The organism is Aquimarina algiphila, from assembly GCF_947494415.1.
Lineage (GTDB): Bacteria > Bacteroidota > Bacteroidia > Flavobacteriales > Flavobacteriaceae > Aquimarina > Aquimarina algiphila.
The window spans coordinates 112341-130338 of the sequence record NZ_CANLVC010000002.1; the positions used below are offsets into that span (position 1 = coordinate 112341).

At 33.6% G+C, this 17998-nt stretch carries 11 protein-coding genes; 10 read left to right on the top strand and 1 reads right to left on the bottom strand.

What is annotated here, in order from left to right:
• Positions 1-3 precede the first annotated feature (3 nt).
• Positions 4-549, top strand: coding sequence for a pyridoxamine 5'-phosphate oxidase family protein (locus PQF96_RS03030; RefSeq protein WP_271765042.1), 546 nt, complete (start codon positions 4-6; stop codon positions 547-549).
• Positions 550-669: 120 nt separating this feature from the next.
• Here the strand turns inward: PQF96_RS03030 and bshC are convergent, their stop codons facing one another.
• Complete coding sequence (gene bshC / locus PQF96_RS03035) at positions 670-2265, bottom strand: bacillithiol biosynthesis cysteine-adding enzyme BshC (protein ID WP_271765043.1); 1596 nt, start codon at positions 2263-2265, stop codon at positions 670-672.
• 126 nt (positions 2266-2391) lie between these two features.
• Between bshC and PQF96_RS03040 the strand changes: the two genes are divergently transcribed.
• The 9 genes from PQF96_RS03040 to PQF96_RS03080 all read left to right on the top strand — a co-directional run bounded on the left by PQF96_RS03040 (position 2392) and on the right by PQF96_RS03080 (position 17990).
• Positions 2392-4872: a M14 family metallopeptidase gene (locus PQF96_RS03040; RefSeq protein WP_271765044.1), complete on the top strand. Its 2481-nt coding sequence runs from the start codon at positions 2392-2394 to the stop codon at positions 4870-4872.
• 13 nt (positions 4873-4885) lie between these two features.
• Positions 4886-7060 carry a M3 family metallopeptidase gene (locus PQF96_RS03045; protein ID WP_271765045.1) on the top strand — a complete coding sequence of 725 codons (2175 nt, stop codon included), beginning with the start codon at positions 4886-4888 and terminating at the stop codon, positions 7058-7060.
• A 94-nt stretch (positions 7061-7154) separates the two neighbouring features.
• Positions 7155-7868, top strand: coding sequence for a hypothetical protein (locus PQF96_RS03050; protein ID WP_271765046.1), 714 nt, complete (start codon positions 7155-7157; stop codon positions 7866-7868).
• Positions 7869-7880: 12 nt separating this feature from the next.
• Positions 7881-8327, top strand: a complete 447-nt coding sequence (locus PQF96_RS03055; RefSeq protein WP_271765047.1) for a tRNA (cytidine(34)-2'-O)-methyltransferase — start codon at positions 7881-7883, stop codon at positions 8325-8327.
• 49 nt (positions 8328-8376) lie between these two features.
• Positions 8377-11235 carry a M16 family metallopeptidase gene (locus tag PQF96_RS03060; protein ID WP_271765048.1) on the top strand — a complete coding sequence of 953 codons (2859 nt, stop codon included), beginning with the start codon at positions 8377-8379 and terminating at the stop codon, positions 11233-11235.
• A 19-nt stretch (positions 11236-11254) separates the two neighbouring features.
• Positions 11255-12700 (top strand): serine hydrolase domain-containing protein, encoded by a 1446-nt coding sequence (locus tag PQF96_RS03065; protein WP_271765049.1) that lies wholly within the window; start codon positions 11255-11257, stop codon positions 12698-12700.
• 58 nt (positions 12701-12758) lie between these two features.
• Positions 12759-13286 (top strand): hypothetical protein, encoded by a 528-nt coding sequence (locus PQF96_RS03070; protein WP_271765051.1) that lies wholly within the window; start codon positions 12759-12761, stop codon positions 13284-13286.
• Between the two features lie 146 nt (positions 13287-13432).
• Positions 13433-14134 carry a hypothetical protein gene (locus PQF96_RS03075; protein WP_271765052.1) on the top strand — a complete coding sequence of 234 codons (702 nt, stop codon included), beginning with the start codon at positions 13433-13435 and terminating at the stop codon, positions 14132-14134.
• 388 nt (positions 14135-14522) lie between these two features.
• Positions 14523-17990 carry a hypothetical protein gene (locus PQF96_RS03080; protein WP_271765053.1) on the top strand — a complete coding sequence of 1156 codons (3468 nt, stop codon included), beginning with the start codon at positions 14523-14525 and terminating at the stop codon, positions 17988-17990.
• Positions 17991-17998: the final 8 nt, after the last annotated feature.

Genomic DNA, 17998 nt, shown 5'->3' on the forward strand with positions numbered 1-17998 from the left:
CACATGCCCGACATCATCTTTTCTTCAATTATCAGAGACTTAAAAGCTGCCTCAAAAACTAAGGACCATCCTTTTAGATACTTTACACTAGCGACTTCAGATATTAACGGAACACCAAAAATGCGTACCGTTGTACTTCGAGAAACCAATGATCAACTACAACTTATTTTTTATACAGACAAAAGGTCTGAAAAAATGAATCATATCAAAGAGCATGATGCAGTTAGCTTATTATTTTTTGATACCGAGCGATTATTACAAATTTCAATACAAGCTAATGCTAAAATTATTACTGATGATTCTAAATTACAATCAATTTGGAATCAAATACCACAAAACTCCAGGAAAGAATACACTTCTAAGCTATCCCCGGGTAAAGCTATAAAAAATCCTGAAGCAGTTGATTATCTAGAAGGGAAGCATTTTTTTTCGGTCATCAAATTAATTCCAAACCGTATTGAATATTTACGTTTGAAACGACCAAATCATATTAGGGTACTGTTTAAAAAAGAAAACACAAATTGGAAAGGTATGTTCCTGGTTCCGTAAACTATATAAAATATATCGTATCGGGAATTTCATAATACGTTTGATTCATAGTTAAAATCATACTAGAATGTAATATCTCATATCTAATAAATATGACTTCATCTAAAAGCTAATACCTACTTACTTTTTCAAAACCAAAAACTGTCCTTTAAGAGCATCTAGATACTTTAGCAACATAGGTATCAAATCTTCTCCATATTCTAAATATAATTCAGAAAAGTTCGTATTACGTTCTTGTAAGCTTTGATTAGGAAACAATTCGTTTTGCATTGTTGTTAAACGCTTTACATGATCACTTAACTTCCTTTTTTGCGCTTTTAACAATCTCTTTTCTAACGCATCCAATCCTTTGAGTTGTTTTACTTCTTGTGCTTTTACAGCATTATAAAAAGTAACATCTGTTTGTTCTGCTAATGTATACATCTCTTCAAACTGTTTTTTAAGATGTTTACGCTGCGGGTCAAAATTGATATTTATATTAGAGATACGACGCACTTTGCGATTAATTAATTCATGCTGCTTTAAAAATAATTCTGTATCAGAAACATTTAATTTTTCAATTTTTTCTGCTTGTTTTTCAGTCTGAATCAGTGTCGAATTACGAAGTAAAAGCATTGGAAAAGGTATCTGAACAGCATCAAAATAATCTTTTAATTCAAACCAATATGCTAATTCACCACCTCCACCAATATAACATAAGTTAGGTAAAATAACCTCTTGATATAAAGGCCTCATCATAACATTGGGACTAAACCTTTCTGGAAACTCGGAGAGTTCTTTTAATATTTCACTCTTGCTCCAAGAAATATCTGTTTCGTTAACAAAATACTTTCCTTCATTTTCTATGATACGTTCTCTTAAACCTTCTGCTAGGTAAAAAAGATTGATTTCTCTGGGGTTTACCTGTACCTTATATCCTTGTAATTCTAATTCCTTTGTTTTTGGTAAAACTTTAGCATATGAAACTTGTTCTACCAGTTCTTTTTCTACATATGGAACAAAAAGTTGTTTCAAATCTGCATCATCCCCATCAATAATCACTAAACCATACGCTCCAAAAAGTCTATTTGCTAAATAACGGGTAGCTTCAGTAAGATTGCTGTGTTCTAAATATGCTTCTTTAAATAGTAATTTAAGTTGTTCTGCATTACGACCTAATCCGATTTCCGAAGAAAAAACCTCTAAAACTTTATCAAGCCCTTTTGTATCAAATCTGCCTACGGCCCCACCATCCTTACGATTCCATTGGATCTTTTTACCAAAAAGATTAAAATAATTAATCTCATCAAAATCATGATCTTCGGTCGCCATCCAATACACTGGAACAAAGTTATTTTCTGGATGCTTTTCTTTTAAAACCTTAGTTAGATTTATTGTAGAAATAATCTTATACAAAAAATATAACGGCCCTGTAAAAAGATTTAATTGATGTCCTGTTACAACGGTAAAGGTATTTTTAGTTTTAAACAACTCAACATTTTCCTGAGTAGCTTCAGATATTGTAACAGATTTGTATTGATTTGCTAATGCACTAACAAGTATCTTTCTATTCTCATCAGAAAATGATTGTTTTTTCTCTTCAATTTGGTCTTTGAAGTTTTCTAATTTGGGAAAACGATTATAAAAAGGTTGTAATTCAGCTTTTTCGTCTAAATAATCACAAATAAGAGATGAAAAGTAATTCGTATCACGAAACGGAATACAGTCACTAGGCATACGTATGTTTTTTTTGAGAGGTTAAATATACATTAGATTGTGATTGTAAATCCTAAATTTTAGTTAATACAGATTATATCCTAAATTTAACTCGGTATTTTACCCTTTTAAAACTATCATCAATCAATGAAAAAAATAATATTCACTTTCTTTGTCGTAACGGCATGTTTAACTTACTCTCAAAACAAATTACAATCTCCGGCAGAATTTTTAGGTTATGAAATTGGCGATCAATTTACACGTCATGCCGAAGTAATTAATTATTTCAACCATGTTGCTGATCATTCTAAAATGGTTACGTATCATACCTATGGAAAAACTAATGAACGCAGACCATTAACATATGCTATCATTTCTTCTGAAGAGAACATTAATAATATTGAGAACATCAGATTAGATAACCTCAAAAATGTAGGTATCGTAGAAGGTACTGCCTCACCTCAAACTGCAATTGTTTGGCTTAGTTATAATGTACACGGAAATGAGGCTTCTAGTACAGAAGCTGCAATGCAAACTATCTATGAACTTATTACCAAAAAGACATCCTGGTTACAAAACACAGTGGTTATTATAGACCCCTGCATTAATCCTGATGGTCGTGATCGATACGCAAACTGGTATAATCAGGTAAAAGCAACACCATATAACGTAGATCAATTAGCTACAGAACATAATGAACCTTGGCCAGGAGGAAGACCTAACCATTATTTATTTGATCTTAATAGGGATTGGGCTTGGGCTACTCAAGTAGAATCGCAACAGCGTTTAAAAGTATACAATACCTGGATGCCTCATGTACATGTGGATTTTCATGAACAAGGCATTAATGAGCCTTACTATTTTGCTCCTGCAGCAGAACCTTTTCACGAAATTATAACACCCTGGCAAAGAGATTTTCAAACACAAATTGGTAAGAATCATGCCAGGTACTTTGATGCAGAAGGCTGGCTGTTCTATACGAGGGAACGCTTTGATTTATTATATCCAAGTTATGGAGATACTTACCCAACTTTTATGGGAGCAATCGGAATGACTTATGAACAAGCGGGTCATGGACGTGCCGGATTAGGTATTCAAACTGATGAAGGCTATATCTTAACTCTTAAAGACAGAGCTTTACATCATACAACAACTGGGTTATCAACAGTCGAAATTGCATCTAAAAATGTAGAAAAATTAACTACTGAGTTTAAGAAATTCTTTGAGAATTCTAATTTAAAATATAAGAGTTATGTTCTAACTGGAAAAGCCGACAAAATTAATGCGCTGACAAATTTATTGGATAAACATGAAATTAAATACGGATTCTCTAATACTGCAAAAATTTCAGGATTTAACTTTAAAGAAAATAAAGCAGGTAGTATTAATGGTAATGGAGCATTAGTAGTAAGCGTAAATCAACCCAAAGGAAAAATGGTAAAGGTGCTCTTTGAACCCGATGCAAAATTAAGCAATCCTCTTACCTATGATATTACCGCCTGGAGTATTCCTCATGCATACGGGTTAGATGCCATTGCGTCAACTTCATTAATTGCTGCAAATGGAAACAAAAAGACTACTACTATAAACAATACCGTATCTTCTTCTGGAGCTGGATATATAAGCAAGTGGAATAGTATTGAGGATGCTTCTTTTATGGCTGATTTATTGCAACATAATATCAGGGTACGTTTTAGTGAAAAAGATTTTACAAATGGTACCGAAAGCTTTAAAAAAGGGAGCTTAATTATTACAAAAAGTGATAATCGTAAAACCAAAAATTATGATCAAATAGTAGTTGACATTGCTAACAAACATTATCGTAAACTCTATACCACTCCTACAAGTTTCTCTGGCAATGGTGTAGATTTTGGATCTCCAGAAGTAAAACTAATTAATAATCAAAAAATTGCAGTATTAAAAGGTGATTATACTTCATCTTTAAGTTATGGAGAAATATGGCATTTCTTTGAACAACAACTAAAATTTCCTATTACTTCCATTGATACCAAATATTTCAAAAGAATCGACCTTAGTAAATATGACGTGCTCATTATGCCAAACGGGTATTATAATGGATATCTCGATAAAACCACGTTGGATAAAATAAAAAAATGGGTGCGTAGCGGTGGAAAAGTAATTGCTATTGCTAACGCGGTAAGTGTTTTTGCTGACAAAGAAGGTTTTGACCTTAAGAAAAATGAAGCAAGTGAAAAAGATAAGGATTCTATAGGCAATCTTATTCCTTATGATCAACGAGAACGTAAAAGTGTCAAAGATTTTATTACAGGAAGTATTTTTAAAACAAAAGTAGATCCATCCCATCCTATGGCTTTTGGATATGACGATACGTATTTTAGTCTAAAACTAGGAAGTAATTCTTATAAATTTCTTAAGGATGGTTATAATATAGCCTACATAGAACAGCCACAAAGTGTATCTGGATTTGCAGGAAAAGATGCCCTAAAAAACCTAAATAACTCTCTTGTCTTTGGAGAGTCTCAAATCGGCAGTGGAAGTATTATCTATATGGTAGACAATCCATTATTCAGATCCTTTTGGGAAAATGGAAAGCTTTTCTTTGTAAACGCTATCTTCTTTGCTAACAATAACAAGTTTAGAATTTAAAAATTGAATAGTCATGATTAACTCACAACTCTCTACAACTTTTAAAACAGTAGCACTATCTGCTATTGTACTTATGACAAGTTGTAATCAAAAGAAAGAACCTGTGGAAACCGAAACAACAAAAGAAACAGAAGAGACCGCAAATGTTTTATTAAAAGAATGGACAGGGCCATATGGTGGTACTCCTGCATTTGATAAAATGACAGTTGCCGATATAAAACCGGCTCTTGAAAAAGGAATGGAACTTAATCTCAAAGAAATTGATGAGATTGCTAATAACACTGAAGCTCCTACTTTTGAAAATACAATCATTCCATTAGAAAAATCCGGAGCAGAATTAAGTCGGGTATTTACATATTATGGGATTTTAAGCGGTAATATGTCCTCGCCAGAATTTAGAGAAGTCCAGAAGGAAATGGCTCCTAAATTGTCTGAATTTAATTCTAAAATTTCTCAAAATGAGAAGTTATTTCAACGTGTCAAAGCAGTATATGACAATTCATTAAAAACACCTCTGGAAGCTGATCAGCAAAGAGTGGTACAGTTAACGTACGAAGGCTTTGCTATGAATGGAGCAGAATTAGATGAAGAAAAAAAGAAGCGTTATGCTGCGATCAATAAAGAACTTTCTGGAATATACACTAATTTCTCTAATAACATTTTAGCTGATGAAGAAGGGTATGTAACCTATCTTACAAAAGATCAATTAAGTGGTTTATCAGAACCTTTAATTAATGCATATGCAAAAGCTGCTACAGATAGAGGGCAAGAAGGTAAATATGCTGTAACCAATACCAGATCTTCTATGGATCCTTTCCTTACCTATTCTGATGAGCGTGACTTGCGTGAAAAAGTATGGAAAAATTACTATTCCAGAGGAGACAATGGGGATGATAAGGATAATAATGAAAATATTGCTAAAATTCTGAAATTAAGAAAAGAACGTGTCGCATTACTAGGATATGATAATTATGCAGACTGGAGATTACAAAATCGTATGGCGAAGAATCCAGAAAATGCAATGAAATTAATGAATGCCGTTTGGCCTGCTGCTATAGCCAGAGTAAAAGAAGAAGTAGCCGATATGCAAGCTGTGGCTAATACAAACAAAGATAATATTACCATAGAACCTTGGGATTATCGTTATTACGCTGAAAAAGTAAGAAAAAAGAAATATGATCTCGATTCTGATGAAGTAAAACAGTACTTACAATTAGATAAATTAAGAGAGGCTATGTTTTTTGTTGCTGGTGAGTTATTTAATTTCAAATTCACACCTGTTGAAGAAGGTAAGGTTCCTGTTTTTCATGAAGATGTAAAAGTATGGGAAGTAAATGATAAAACTTCTGGAGAACATATTGGCTTATGGTATTTGGATCCATTTGCCAGAACCGGAAAAAGATCTGGAGCTTGGGCAAACACGTATAGAAGCCACACCACTTTTGATGGAAAAAAGACTGTACTAGGGTCTAATAATTCTAATTTTGTGAAGCCGGCTCCAGGAGAAGCTGTTTTAGTATCCTGGGATGATGCCACTACTTTTTTCCATGAATTTGGACATGCACTACACTTCTTTTCATCAGAGGTAAGATATCCAACCCTTAATGGTGGCGTACGTGATTACACAGAGTTTCAGTCTCAATTATTAGAGCGCTGGTTATCTACAGATAAAGTGATTGATAACTACTTAGTACATTATAAAACGGGAGAACCTATGCCAAAAGCATTGGTTGAAAAAATTAAAAAAGCGGCAACTTTTAATCAAGGGTTTGCTACTACAGAATACCTAGCCTCTGCCCTAATGGATATGAAATTTCATTTGGCAGATCCATCAAATATTGATGTTGATGCTTTTGAAAAAGAAACATTAACATCACTAAACATGCCCAAAGAATTGGTGATGCGTCATCGCACACCTCATTTTGGACACGTATTTTCTGGTGAAGGATATGCCACTGCATACTACGGATATATGTGGGCCGATGTACTTACTTCTGATGCTGCAGAAGCTTTTGCAGAAGCACCAGGTGGATTCTATGACAAAGAAGTAGCTGCTAAATTAGTAAAGTATCTTTTTGCACCTCGTAATGCAATGGATCCAGCAGAAGCTTATCAAAAGTTTAGAGGACGTGATGCAAAAATTGAAGCATTAATGAAAGATAGAGGATTTCCTGTTCCGAAATCTTAAATAGAAAATATTCTAAAAAAAAGCGCACTTGCGTTCTTAACAGAATGTAACGTGTGCTTTTTTTGTAATTTAGATTTTTGAATACTTTACACTTATGAATGATAGTATACGTCTCGAACCTAATAAAATCATTAAGACAATCGATTTACTAGAAAAAAGAGTAGCCGATCGATTTCCAAATTCAGGACTCAATACATTATGTCTGCAATTTTTGAATACAACTCAAAAGACCAAACAAAGTATCGAATGGATTTCATCTCCTAATATAACACTTAGAGTTTTTTCGTATTTGATTATATTGATTGGTTTAGGAGGTTTAGTTTATAGCATTACCTATATTGATCTAAAACTTGGAAAAACTACACTTGCCAATGTGGTTACGATATCTGAAGCTATTTTTAATGATATCATTTTATTAGGCGCTGCCATCTTCTTTCTGGTCTCTTTAGAGTCGAGGTTAAAAATGAAACGTGCATTAAAATCTCTTAATGAACTTAGAGTCATTGCACATGTAATTGATATGCACCAACTAACAAAAGATCCCAATGTTACTGACCTATCAGAATCTGCAACAGAAAACTCACCAAAACGTTCTTTAACCCCTTTTCAGCTTCAGAGATACCTGGATTATTGCTCAGAAGCAACAGCCCTAGTTGGCAAAGTAGCTGCGTTATATTCACAAAGCCTACCCGATGAAAAAGTCGTTAGAGCAGTTAACGAAATTGAGATTCTAACTACTGGATTAAGCAGAAAAATATGGCAAAAACTCATTATTTTAAACAATTCAAATTCTCATAAAAACAAATAAGAACCATAAAGAATGGCATATAATATTGTTTTAATAGAACCCGAAATCCCTACAAATACTGGTAATATTGGTCGATTAAGCTTGGCCTCGGGATCAAATTTACACTTAGTAAAACCGTTTGGATTTGAGCTAAGTGACAAGAGGGTAAAACGAGCAGGACTAGATTATTGGAAACACCTCTCTCTAAATATATATGAAAATATTGAGGACTTTTTTGCCATTCATAAAAATAAAAAGATGGCGTTTTTCTCTAGTCATGGAGAAGCTGACCATTGGTCTGTAGATTATGAAGATGATATGTTCCTGATATTTGGAAAAGAGTCTGTAGGTCTCCCACAAAATATTACTCAAGCTAATCTTGATAGAATCTATAAAATTCCGATATATAATGACCATATTAGAAGTTTAAACCTTGCAAATGCTGTAAGTATCGTAATATATGAGGCATTAAGACCTTAGTTGACATTACATTATTTCTAAGGAAAAAAATCATCTTAATTTATCAATCATGAAAACAATAAAATTTCTATTTACAATCGTACTCCTTTCAGGAATACTGATCTCTTGTAAAAAAGATCCAGAACCCAAAACACAAGCAATCAAAAACAAGGAATTTAATGTAGATTTTGAGAAGTTTACACTTGACAACGGGTTACAAGTTATTTTTCATAGAGATACATCTGATCCTGTAGTTGCAGTAGCATTAACTGCACATGTTGGTTCTGCTCGTGAGATCGAAGGAAGAACTGGTTTTGCTCACTTATTTGAGCATTTACTTTTTCTTGAATCAGAAAATCTGGGAAAAGGTGGATTAGATAAAATGAGTGCACGTATTGGAGGATCTGGGGCAAATGGTTCTACAAGCAGAGATCGAACTAATTATTACCAAACTGTCCCTAAGGATGCCCTTGAAAAGATGATCTGGGCAGAAGCTGATAAACTAGGATTCTTCATTAATACTGTTACCGACCCTGTTTTGGCTAAAGAAAAACAAGTAGTTAAGAATGAAAAACGTCAGAGTATCGACAATCGTCCTTATGGACATGTTGATTATATAATTGACAAAAACATGTATCCTGCAGATCATCCATACAGCTGGCAAGTAATAGGATCTCTCGAGGATCTACAGAACGCAACATTACAAGATGTAAAAGATTTTTATAACCGTTGGTATGTTCCTAACAATGTAACACTAACAATTGCAGGAGATTTTGATGCTGATCAGGCAAAAGAATGGGTACATAAATACTTTGATGAGATTAAAAGAGGAAAAGACATTCCAACCCTCGAAAAACGTCCTGCGATCTTGAACGAAACCAAAAAATTATATTATGAAGATAATTTTGCACGACTTCCACAATTAACCATGACATGGCCTACGGTTCCAGTATATCATCCTGACTCTTACCCTCTACAAGTATTAACCAGTTATCTTTCTGAAGGAAAAAAAGCTCCTTTCTATAAAGTATTAGTAGAAGAAAAGCAATTAACTTCTGAGGTTACCATGTATAATGCTGGATCAGAATTAGCTGGGCAGTATGAATTAATTATTCGTGGTTTTGAAAAAACGAACTTAAACGATGTTGATAAAGCAATTAAAACAGCTTTTACTAAATTCGAAACCGAGGGTATTTCTCAACAAGATTTGGATCGTATAAAAGCTGGTCAAGAAACCGCTTTTTATAACAGATTATCCAGTGTACTCGGTAAAGGGTTTCAATTAGCACAGTATGAAATCTTTGCTGGAGATCCTGGCTTTATTAATCAGGATGTGCAAAATATACTGGCAGTAACTATTGATGACATTACTAGAGTATATAACCTGTACATTAAAGACAAGCATTATATTGCCACCAGTTTTGTTCCTATTGGTAAGACCGACTTAATACTTAATAATTCGACACTTGCTGAAGTTGTGGAAGAGAAAATCGTTGAAGGAGCTGAAGAAACTTTTGATGCTAGCATTACTGCAGAATATGAGAAAACACCTTCTTCTTTTGATCGTACTCTAGAGCCTCCATATGGAGAAAGTCCAGAGGTCAAAATACCTGAATTATGGCAAGAAAATCTTAGTTCAGGACTAGAGGTATACGGAATTCAAAATAGTGAAGTACCACTTGTTCAATTTAGAATGAATATCAGAGGAGGATTATTATTAGAAAAGTCAGACAAAATTGGTGTATCAAACCTCTTAGCACGACTAATGACTAAAGGAACACAAAATAAAACTCCAGAAGAGCTCGAAAATGCGATCGAAAGCCTTGGTGCATTTATTACAATCTCGGGAGGAAATGAAAGCATAGTAATACAAGGTAGTACTCTTTCCAAAAATTATGACAAGACCATACGCTTGATAGAAGAAATGATCCTGCAACCCAGATGGGCTGTCAAAGAGTTTGGATTACTTCAGCAAAGTGTTATTAGTGAAATTCAACAAGGAAAAGCTAGCCCTAGAAATATCGCAAACAATCAATATGCTAAACTTATTTATGGAGAAGGTCATATTCTTTCTCATGATAATTTAGGCACAGAAGCATCTGTCATGTCTATAACTATTGATGATCTTAAACAATACTATAACCAAAATATTTCACCTAGCATTACTAAGATACTTATCGTAGGAGATATTACAAGTTCTCAAGTAAAAAACTCGTTAGCAACGCTCAATAATAATTGGCAAACTAAAGAAGTTAGATTTCCAGATATAGACACACCTAAAGCTCCAGAACAGTCCAAAGTATATTTTTATGATGTCCCGGATGCAAAACAATCACAATTACGATTTGGATATCCTGCCCTGGCTGCTACAGATACTGATTATTATCCTGCACAAGTTATGAACTATCGATTAGGAGGTGGGGGTTTTGCCTCTCAGTTGACACAACAATTGCGTGAAGGTAAAGGATACACTTATGGTATACGCTCTGGATTTTCTGGTAGTACTATCCCAGGACCATTTAGAATATCAAGTGGTGTACGATCCAATGTTACTTATGAATCTGTAGAGTTGATTAAACAGATTCTTAATAATTACGGTAAAAACTATAATCAAGATGATTTAGAAATCACAAAAAGCTCTTTAATAAAAAGCAACGCCAGAGCCTTTGAGACTTTAAACTCTAAATTGAATATGTTACTTAACATTAGTTCTTTTCAATATCCAAAAGATTATGTTACCCAACGAGAATCTATTGTAAATAATATGACTGTAGAAGAAGTTAAACAGTTGGCTAATAAATATCTTAATCCTAACAAAATGACATACCTTGTAGTAGGTGATGCCAAAACACAATTAAAGAAATTAGAACAATTAGGTTTTGGTACTCCGATTTTGTTAAACGAAAACAATGATAAGGTAAAGGACTAAGGCAACAAAATGTAAACAGATGAAATCACTAGTAATATATTCGACTATTCTGTTTACTATCATGCTATTATTTTGTTCTTGTTCTAAAACCAAGAAACGTAATAACGATCCTCAAAATTTATTATTTGAGGATCATTTGCTTCCCATGGTTCAAGTGATTTCTGAACCTCGTTATTACAATATTTTAGATAGAATGAAGCATTATAATATCCCTGGAGTTAGCATAACCACTATAAAAGATGGGAAAATAGACTTGGTAAAAGGATATGGTTACGCCAGAAAAAAAGATCATATAGTCGTTGATCAAAATACTAGATTTCAAGTGGCTTCGATTAGTAAATCGATCACTGGGCTGACAACAATACAACTAAGAGATCAGTGCATATTAGACCTTGATGAAGATATTCGCACTTATCTAAAATCCTGGGAGCTACCAGAAAATGATTTTACCAGTAAAGCTTCAATAACACTGAGAATGTTACTCAATCATACTGCCGGAGTTTCAAATTTTAATGCCAGTGGGTATACTACAACAGAAAGACTTCCCAGTTTAGACGAGACTCTTAATGGTATTGGAAACAATCCCGGATTTTCTATGGATACCATACCAGGAACAGTATATAATTATTCTAATCCTGGATATTCAATTGTTCAAAAGGTATTAGAAGATATTACAGGTAGCCCCTTTGCTGATTTGGCAAAAGAAAATGTACTAGAACCTCTAGGAATGACTCATAGTACTTTTGAGACCATTTTACCAAATAAGAACAATGTCGAATACTCCTATTCCTACACTACAAAAGGAAAAGTGAGAAAAGGCTATTGGCATAATACGCCGAGAAAGACTTCTGCAGGATTATGGACCACCCCTTCTGATTTAGCAAAAATGTGTATAGCACTTCAAAAATCATTAACTACAGAAGAAGGGAATATTTCAAGAGGTTCTGCAAATGAATTGATGGGAGGCGATAAATATGGTCTGGGGTTTGACCTAAGAGGAAAAGATGATTATTTTAGTTTTTCGCATAGCGGAAGAATTGCTGGTTTTTTTAGTTATATGGCGATGTACCCATATACTGGCGATGGCATTATTATGACCACCAACTCTGATAATGGAGAGGATTTATTTCGAGAAATTCTAAGAGGCTTATGTGAACTTAATTCCTGGGATATTATACTTCCAAAAAAGATTAAAACAATAAAAATTCCTTCAGATACAAAAAACAAATATTTAGGTACTTACATCGGTACTAAGAACCATGAAATCATAATTGTTGAAATTAAAAAAGATGGTGATCACCTGATCATGACTGATCTTAGCAATACTACAACTTATCCTCTTCGAGCATTATCCAATACCAAATTTATTGATATTACCTATGGTAAATATGTAGAATTTATAAAGGAAGAAAAAGAAAACTTTTCGGTTGTTTGGGATGACGAGTATAGGTTTACAAAAAAATAGTACATTACTCTATCAATCATAAAAGAGTTGATTAAAGTAATCTGATGTCAATATAAAAATGGAAAGTAATCTTATCCATATTTTAAAAAAATGGGATGGTATTCATACCGATTACTTAATAGCCTGTTATGACCATAACCATCATGATATTTCATTTTTTGAATCCTTAGTAAACATTACATATAATAACACAGCTCTTCAAACTGCTACTACCTGGCTTATTAAACATCATTACGATCATAAAAAAACGCTCCCACAACATTTAATAAATGAACTACTAAGCAATAGTACCAAGTTAAAAAATTGGGAAGCCAAATTACATATACTACAATTACTCCCAAAAGTTCTCATTAGTACTTCCGTTATTAATACTTTGGATCTGTTTGTAAGAGCATGTATTATTAGTGAAAAAAAGTTTGTTCGAGCTTGGGCTTATCAAGGGTTTTATGAAGTAACAAAACATATCCCTGAGTATAAACAAGAGCTTAGAGTACTCTGTGAAAATGTTATGCAAACTGAAAGTGCTTCCATCAAATCCAAAGTGAGAAAAATTTTAATGCATTTGGATAAAAATGAATGTCAATAAAATTAACATCACTACCACAAGAGAAACCACTTAAAATCGACCACATTTTTTAACTTCTAATTAACATGGCTCCTTTTCCCAGTTTCAAAAAACGAAACTGGCATACGCTATCCTTGTAGATTATTAATCTATAACAATATATAATTATGTCAAAAGAAAATTATGACACAAAGTTAAGTTTACTAGAAAGCTTACCACAAAAAGATGTAAAGGCACCAACAACTCCCGTTGATACTACCCTGCAAGAAGCAGAAAACTTATTTGTATGGGCACAAGAGGATAAGATAATTCTTGAGAGTAAAGGGTTGGATTGGGAAACGTATACAGAGGATCTGCCAGTTCGTGTAGGAGCATGTCGATATGCGCAAGCGGTTTGGATGAAAGAACGCTACAGTCAAGAAGAAGCTTTAAAAACATGGAGGGAAGAATCTCCTAAAGCTTATGAATTTAGAAACGATTTATTAGCTGATTTACGATTTGCCTTTAGAAAGCGTTCTGATTTATTAGCCCGTGTACGTGCTATTGCGGATGGAGAAGGCGATGCTGATATGATACAGGATCTAATGGATATCAGTGTTTTGGGTAAGGCGAATACACCAGAACTGGAAAAAGTAAAATACGATCTTAGCAACTTTGATATTGCAGGACAAAAATCTGATCACCTTGCAGAACTACTGGCAAAGGCCAATGGGGCTACTTTAGACAATTCTAAAGCCAAAGATGTACGAGATAGAGCTTTTACACATCTAAAAGAAGCCTTGGATGAAATCAGAGATACCGGCAAATATGCCTTTAGAAAAGATCCCGAACGTTACAAAGGATATATAAGTAGATACAAACGTAGATAAGGCTACCCCCTTACTATGACTGACCCGCGCATGGGGTTAGGGTCCCAGCGCGCCGCTGAAGCCTTTCCTTGGTGCGCGGGTTGGTTTTACCCCTGCGCTGGAGGTAGCCATCATACCGCTGATCGATACACCTGGTGCGCTGAGTGGGCACCCGTATGCGCTGATGAGTAGAGGTATGCCGATGGTCGATAAAAGATGGTGCTGAAAGGAATATTGATACCGCATAAGTATTTCTGTAGTACTGCACTCCTAAACCAATACATATTACTTATGGTTTTTAACTATTAATTAACACTGTCATTTCACCCAGTCCCGAAAAATGAAACTGGCATGTTTTATTCTTGCATCAGGAAAACAATTTATAATAAAACTTCAATTTATCTATTCTATGAAAAACAGTATAAAAAAATCAAAAATTAATGGGTTTATAATATATGCTTTTCGGATAATATTTTTTTTATTTTTTCTTGGGGGGTTTTCTCAAGGAGCAAGTAATATTCCCGAAATTGTATCCCCAAGCCCAGATGCTATATCTTTAGGGAAATATGGGATGATTCCTGTAAGTAAATTCACAGGAGTTCCCAATATCAAAGTTCCTATTTATACTATGGATTTTGACGGGTTGCAAATTCCAATAGAATTATCTTACCATGCTTCAGGTATACGGGTTTCCGAAGAATCCAGTTGGGTTGGGCTAGGCTGGACATTGACAGCAAATTCAATTATCACAAGACAGGTAAATGGGATGTCTGATGTGCAATATCCTCATGGTTATGTTTACCAATCTCCCTTACCCAATAGCATTACACAAAATATAGCCAATGAATATTTGACTAAAACATTTTATGGGGAGTACCAAAAACAATATGATACCAGGCCTGATATTTTTGTTGTAAACCTATTTGGTCAGACTGCAAAATTTACCCTTACTAAAAAAGTAGAGAATAATGGTAAAATTGGCGTGATGATGTTGAATGAAAATCGATCTCAAATTGAATATAATGAAAGTACCAAATCATTTATGATAACAAATGATCAAGGGTTTCAATTTTATTTTAATACAAAAGAATATTCATCAACAGTATCCGCTTCCAAGGGAACAAGTTTTAATCCTGAAGATACTAATGGAGGTATTAATATGGGTAATATTGAAAGAAGCGCATATGAGGCTGAACAAGAACCTATTGATGGAGATTTATATAATCGTGTGATTACAGGATGGTATTTGGATCGTATAGTTTCTCCTAAAAGCAGGGAAATTAATTTTGAATATTTGAGTAAAATTAATGGAGAGGATATTTATACATTTAGTGCACCTTATTATTCTCATACTTATACCAGACCATGTCTTGGAAGTGTTGGAAATCCATCTTCTACAAACCCTAGTTATTCTGTTAGTAGTTCACAATCCATAGTTCATAGTGTTTATTTAAGTAAGATTACTTCAGATAAAGAAGATATTATTTTCTCGTTAGGCGAACGAGATGACTTAACTAATATTGATCATCCAACTAGTTTCTATACCTATAACAAGGGGAACAATAATACACCTAAACGTCTTACAGCATTAAAAATCAAAAATAAACAAGGTAAAGAAATTATCGATACCCAATTCTACCAGTCTTACTACAATGCAAGTTTTGGTAATCGTACAAACAAAAACCTATATCTAAGGCTGAAATTAGATGGCATAAGGATAAATGAAAAATCGTATGGTTTTGAATATAACGCCGATGATCTACCTATAAAAACCTCATCAGGTAGGGATTTTTGGGGATATAACAACGGAAAGGTTGATAACAAGATGCGTTTTCCTAAAGTATATGGTTTACCATCATGTAGTACAAGCAGTCAATCTTCTGATTTTTTAAAAAAGACTTATAACGGAGCTGATAATTTAGTAGATCCTGATCATACAAAAAAAGGAATATTAACTAAGATTATTTACCCAACTAAAGGTTATACCTCTTTTGAATATGAAAATAATACAGTTACTCTTGATTTAAATAGTGATCGGGATCTTATAAGTTATCGATATCTGTTTTTTGGGCTTAGCTCTGAATACTTAAAGCAAATAGGTTTTGGGTACACTAATACTGATAGCGGATATGGGTTTGATACTCCTAAACCTACTACTTATTTTTCTGTTTACGAGGGAGGCCCCTCTAAATTGACCTTAAGAATATCTTGCCAATCTTATGCCTGTGATGAGACTGGCGGCACCATTAGATTAATAAGACCTAATCAATCACCATATACCTTTGGGCATACTTTTGATTTAAACGAAAATCCACAGACGGTAACAAAAACTTTTGAGAATCTCCCGGAAGGAGATTACGCGTTAGAATGGTCTATTAAACGTTCGTCGTCTATAGGTGCAAGTGGATTCACACCTTTACAAAATCCATTTAGATTATATGAATCTAATGCAGGAGGATTAAGAATTAAGCATATTAAAAACTATGATTCTAATGATGTGTTACTTGGACATAAAGAATATACTTATACAAAAAATAGAGTTGATGGTAAGAAGATATCTTCTGGTACATTGATCAACGATATTTTATTTAATACTTATGAAGGTAATGGAAGTTTAAATACTGGTTCTACAGTTGGAGGAATTAATTCGTTTACTGGTAATATGATGAATACCTTTCAGGATTATAACGTTGGGTATGCGAAAGTAGAAGAAATCCACAATAGCACAAAAAATAGTCAAACCAATGGTACTATACTTACAGATTTCTATATCCAGAAGAACAATAATTCACTACCTCCAAATAGATTAGGTATTGATTTCCCTACCATTCCAAATATAAAAAATGGAATGATACATAAGGAAAGGTACCTAAAGCGAAAAACTAATGATTTTGATTTTACGGTACTAAAAGAGGTTGTGAATGACTATAATATAGTAACTAATGAAAGTGAGTATAGTAGTGGTGCTTATTTCTATGGATCAAGACCTTTTTCTCAACAAGTTCTTAATTTGAATGTACCTAATGTTAGTTATCTATGGATTCCAGCTCATAGTTCATACATATACTATGTCCCATTCAAATATAAACGTGAAATACTTCTAAATCGATCAGAGACTACAATCGATTATTTTGACGATAAAGCAGTTGAGACAAAAAAGACATACAGCTATAATGAAAAATATTTACCAGAGTCAACCACTGTTACTTCTTCTGATAATGATAAAGCATTAATAAATTACACCTATTATCCTTTTGATCAGGAGGATAATGTTTCGAATCTACCGTATATGTCAGATTTAGTTTCTCAAAACCGAATCACAGAGCCCATATTATCAAAAACATATAGAGGAAATGATTTAATACAAACACAACTTACAAATTATAACAAAGGAGTAACTACCTCTAATTTGGTACTCCCAAAATCTTTAGCAATTGCAAAAGGAGTCATTACCAATGAAAACCCTTTAACGGAAAGTGTAATGTTTGAAAAATACGACGATAAAGGGAATATTTTACAATACAAAAAAACGAATGGTATGGTTACCAGTTATGTCTGGAGTTATAATAAAATATATCCAGTGGCTAAAATCGAAAATGCTACTTTTTTGGAAGTCGCTATTGCATTAGGTATATCTGAAAATGCCTTAATTAATTTTAGTGACAACTCTTTGTCTTCTTTGAATAGTTTAAGAACTAGTTTGCCTAGTGCAATGATTACAACGTATATGTATGAACCATTAATAGGTATGATCAATGAAACCAGTCCTAAAGGATATAAAATGGAATATATCTATGATGAATTTAACCGCCTTGAGTTTGTAAAAGATCATGAAGGGAAATTGATTTCAGAAAACAAATACAATTATAAAAACTAATACACTCT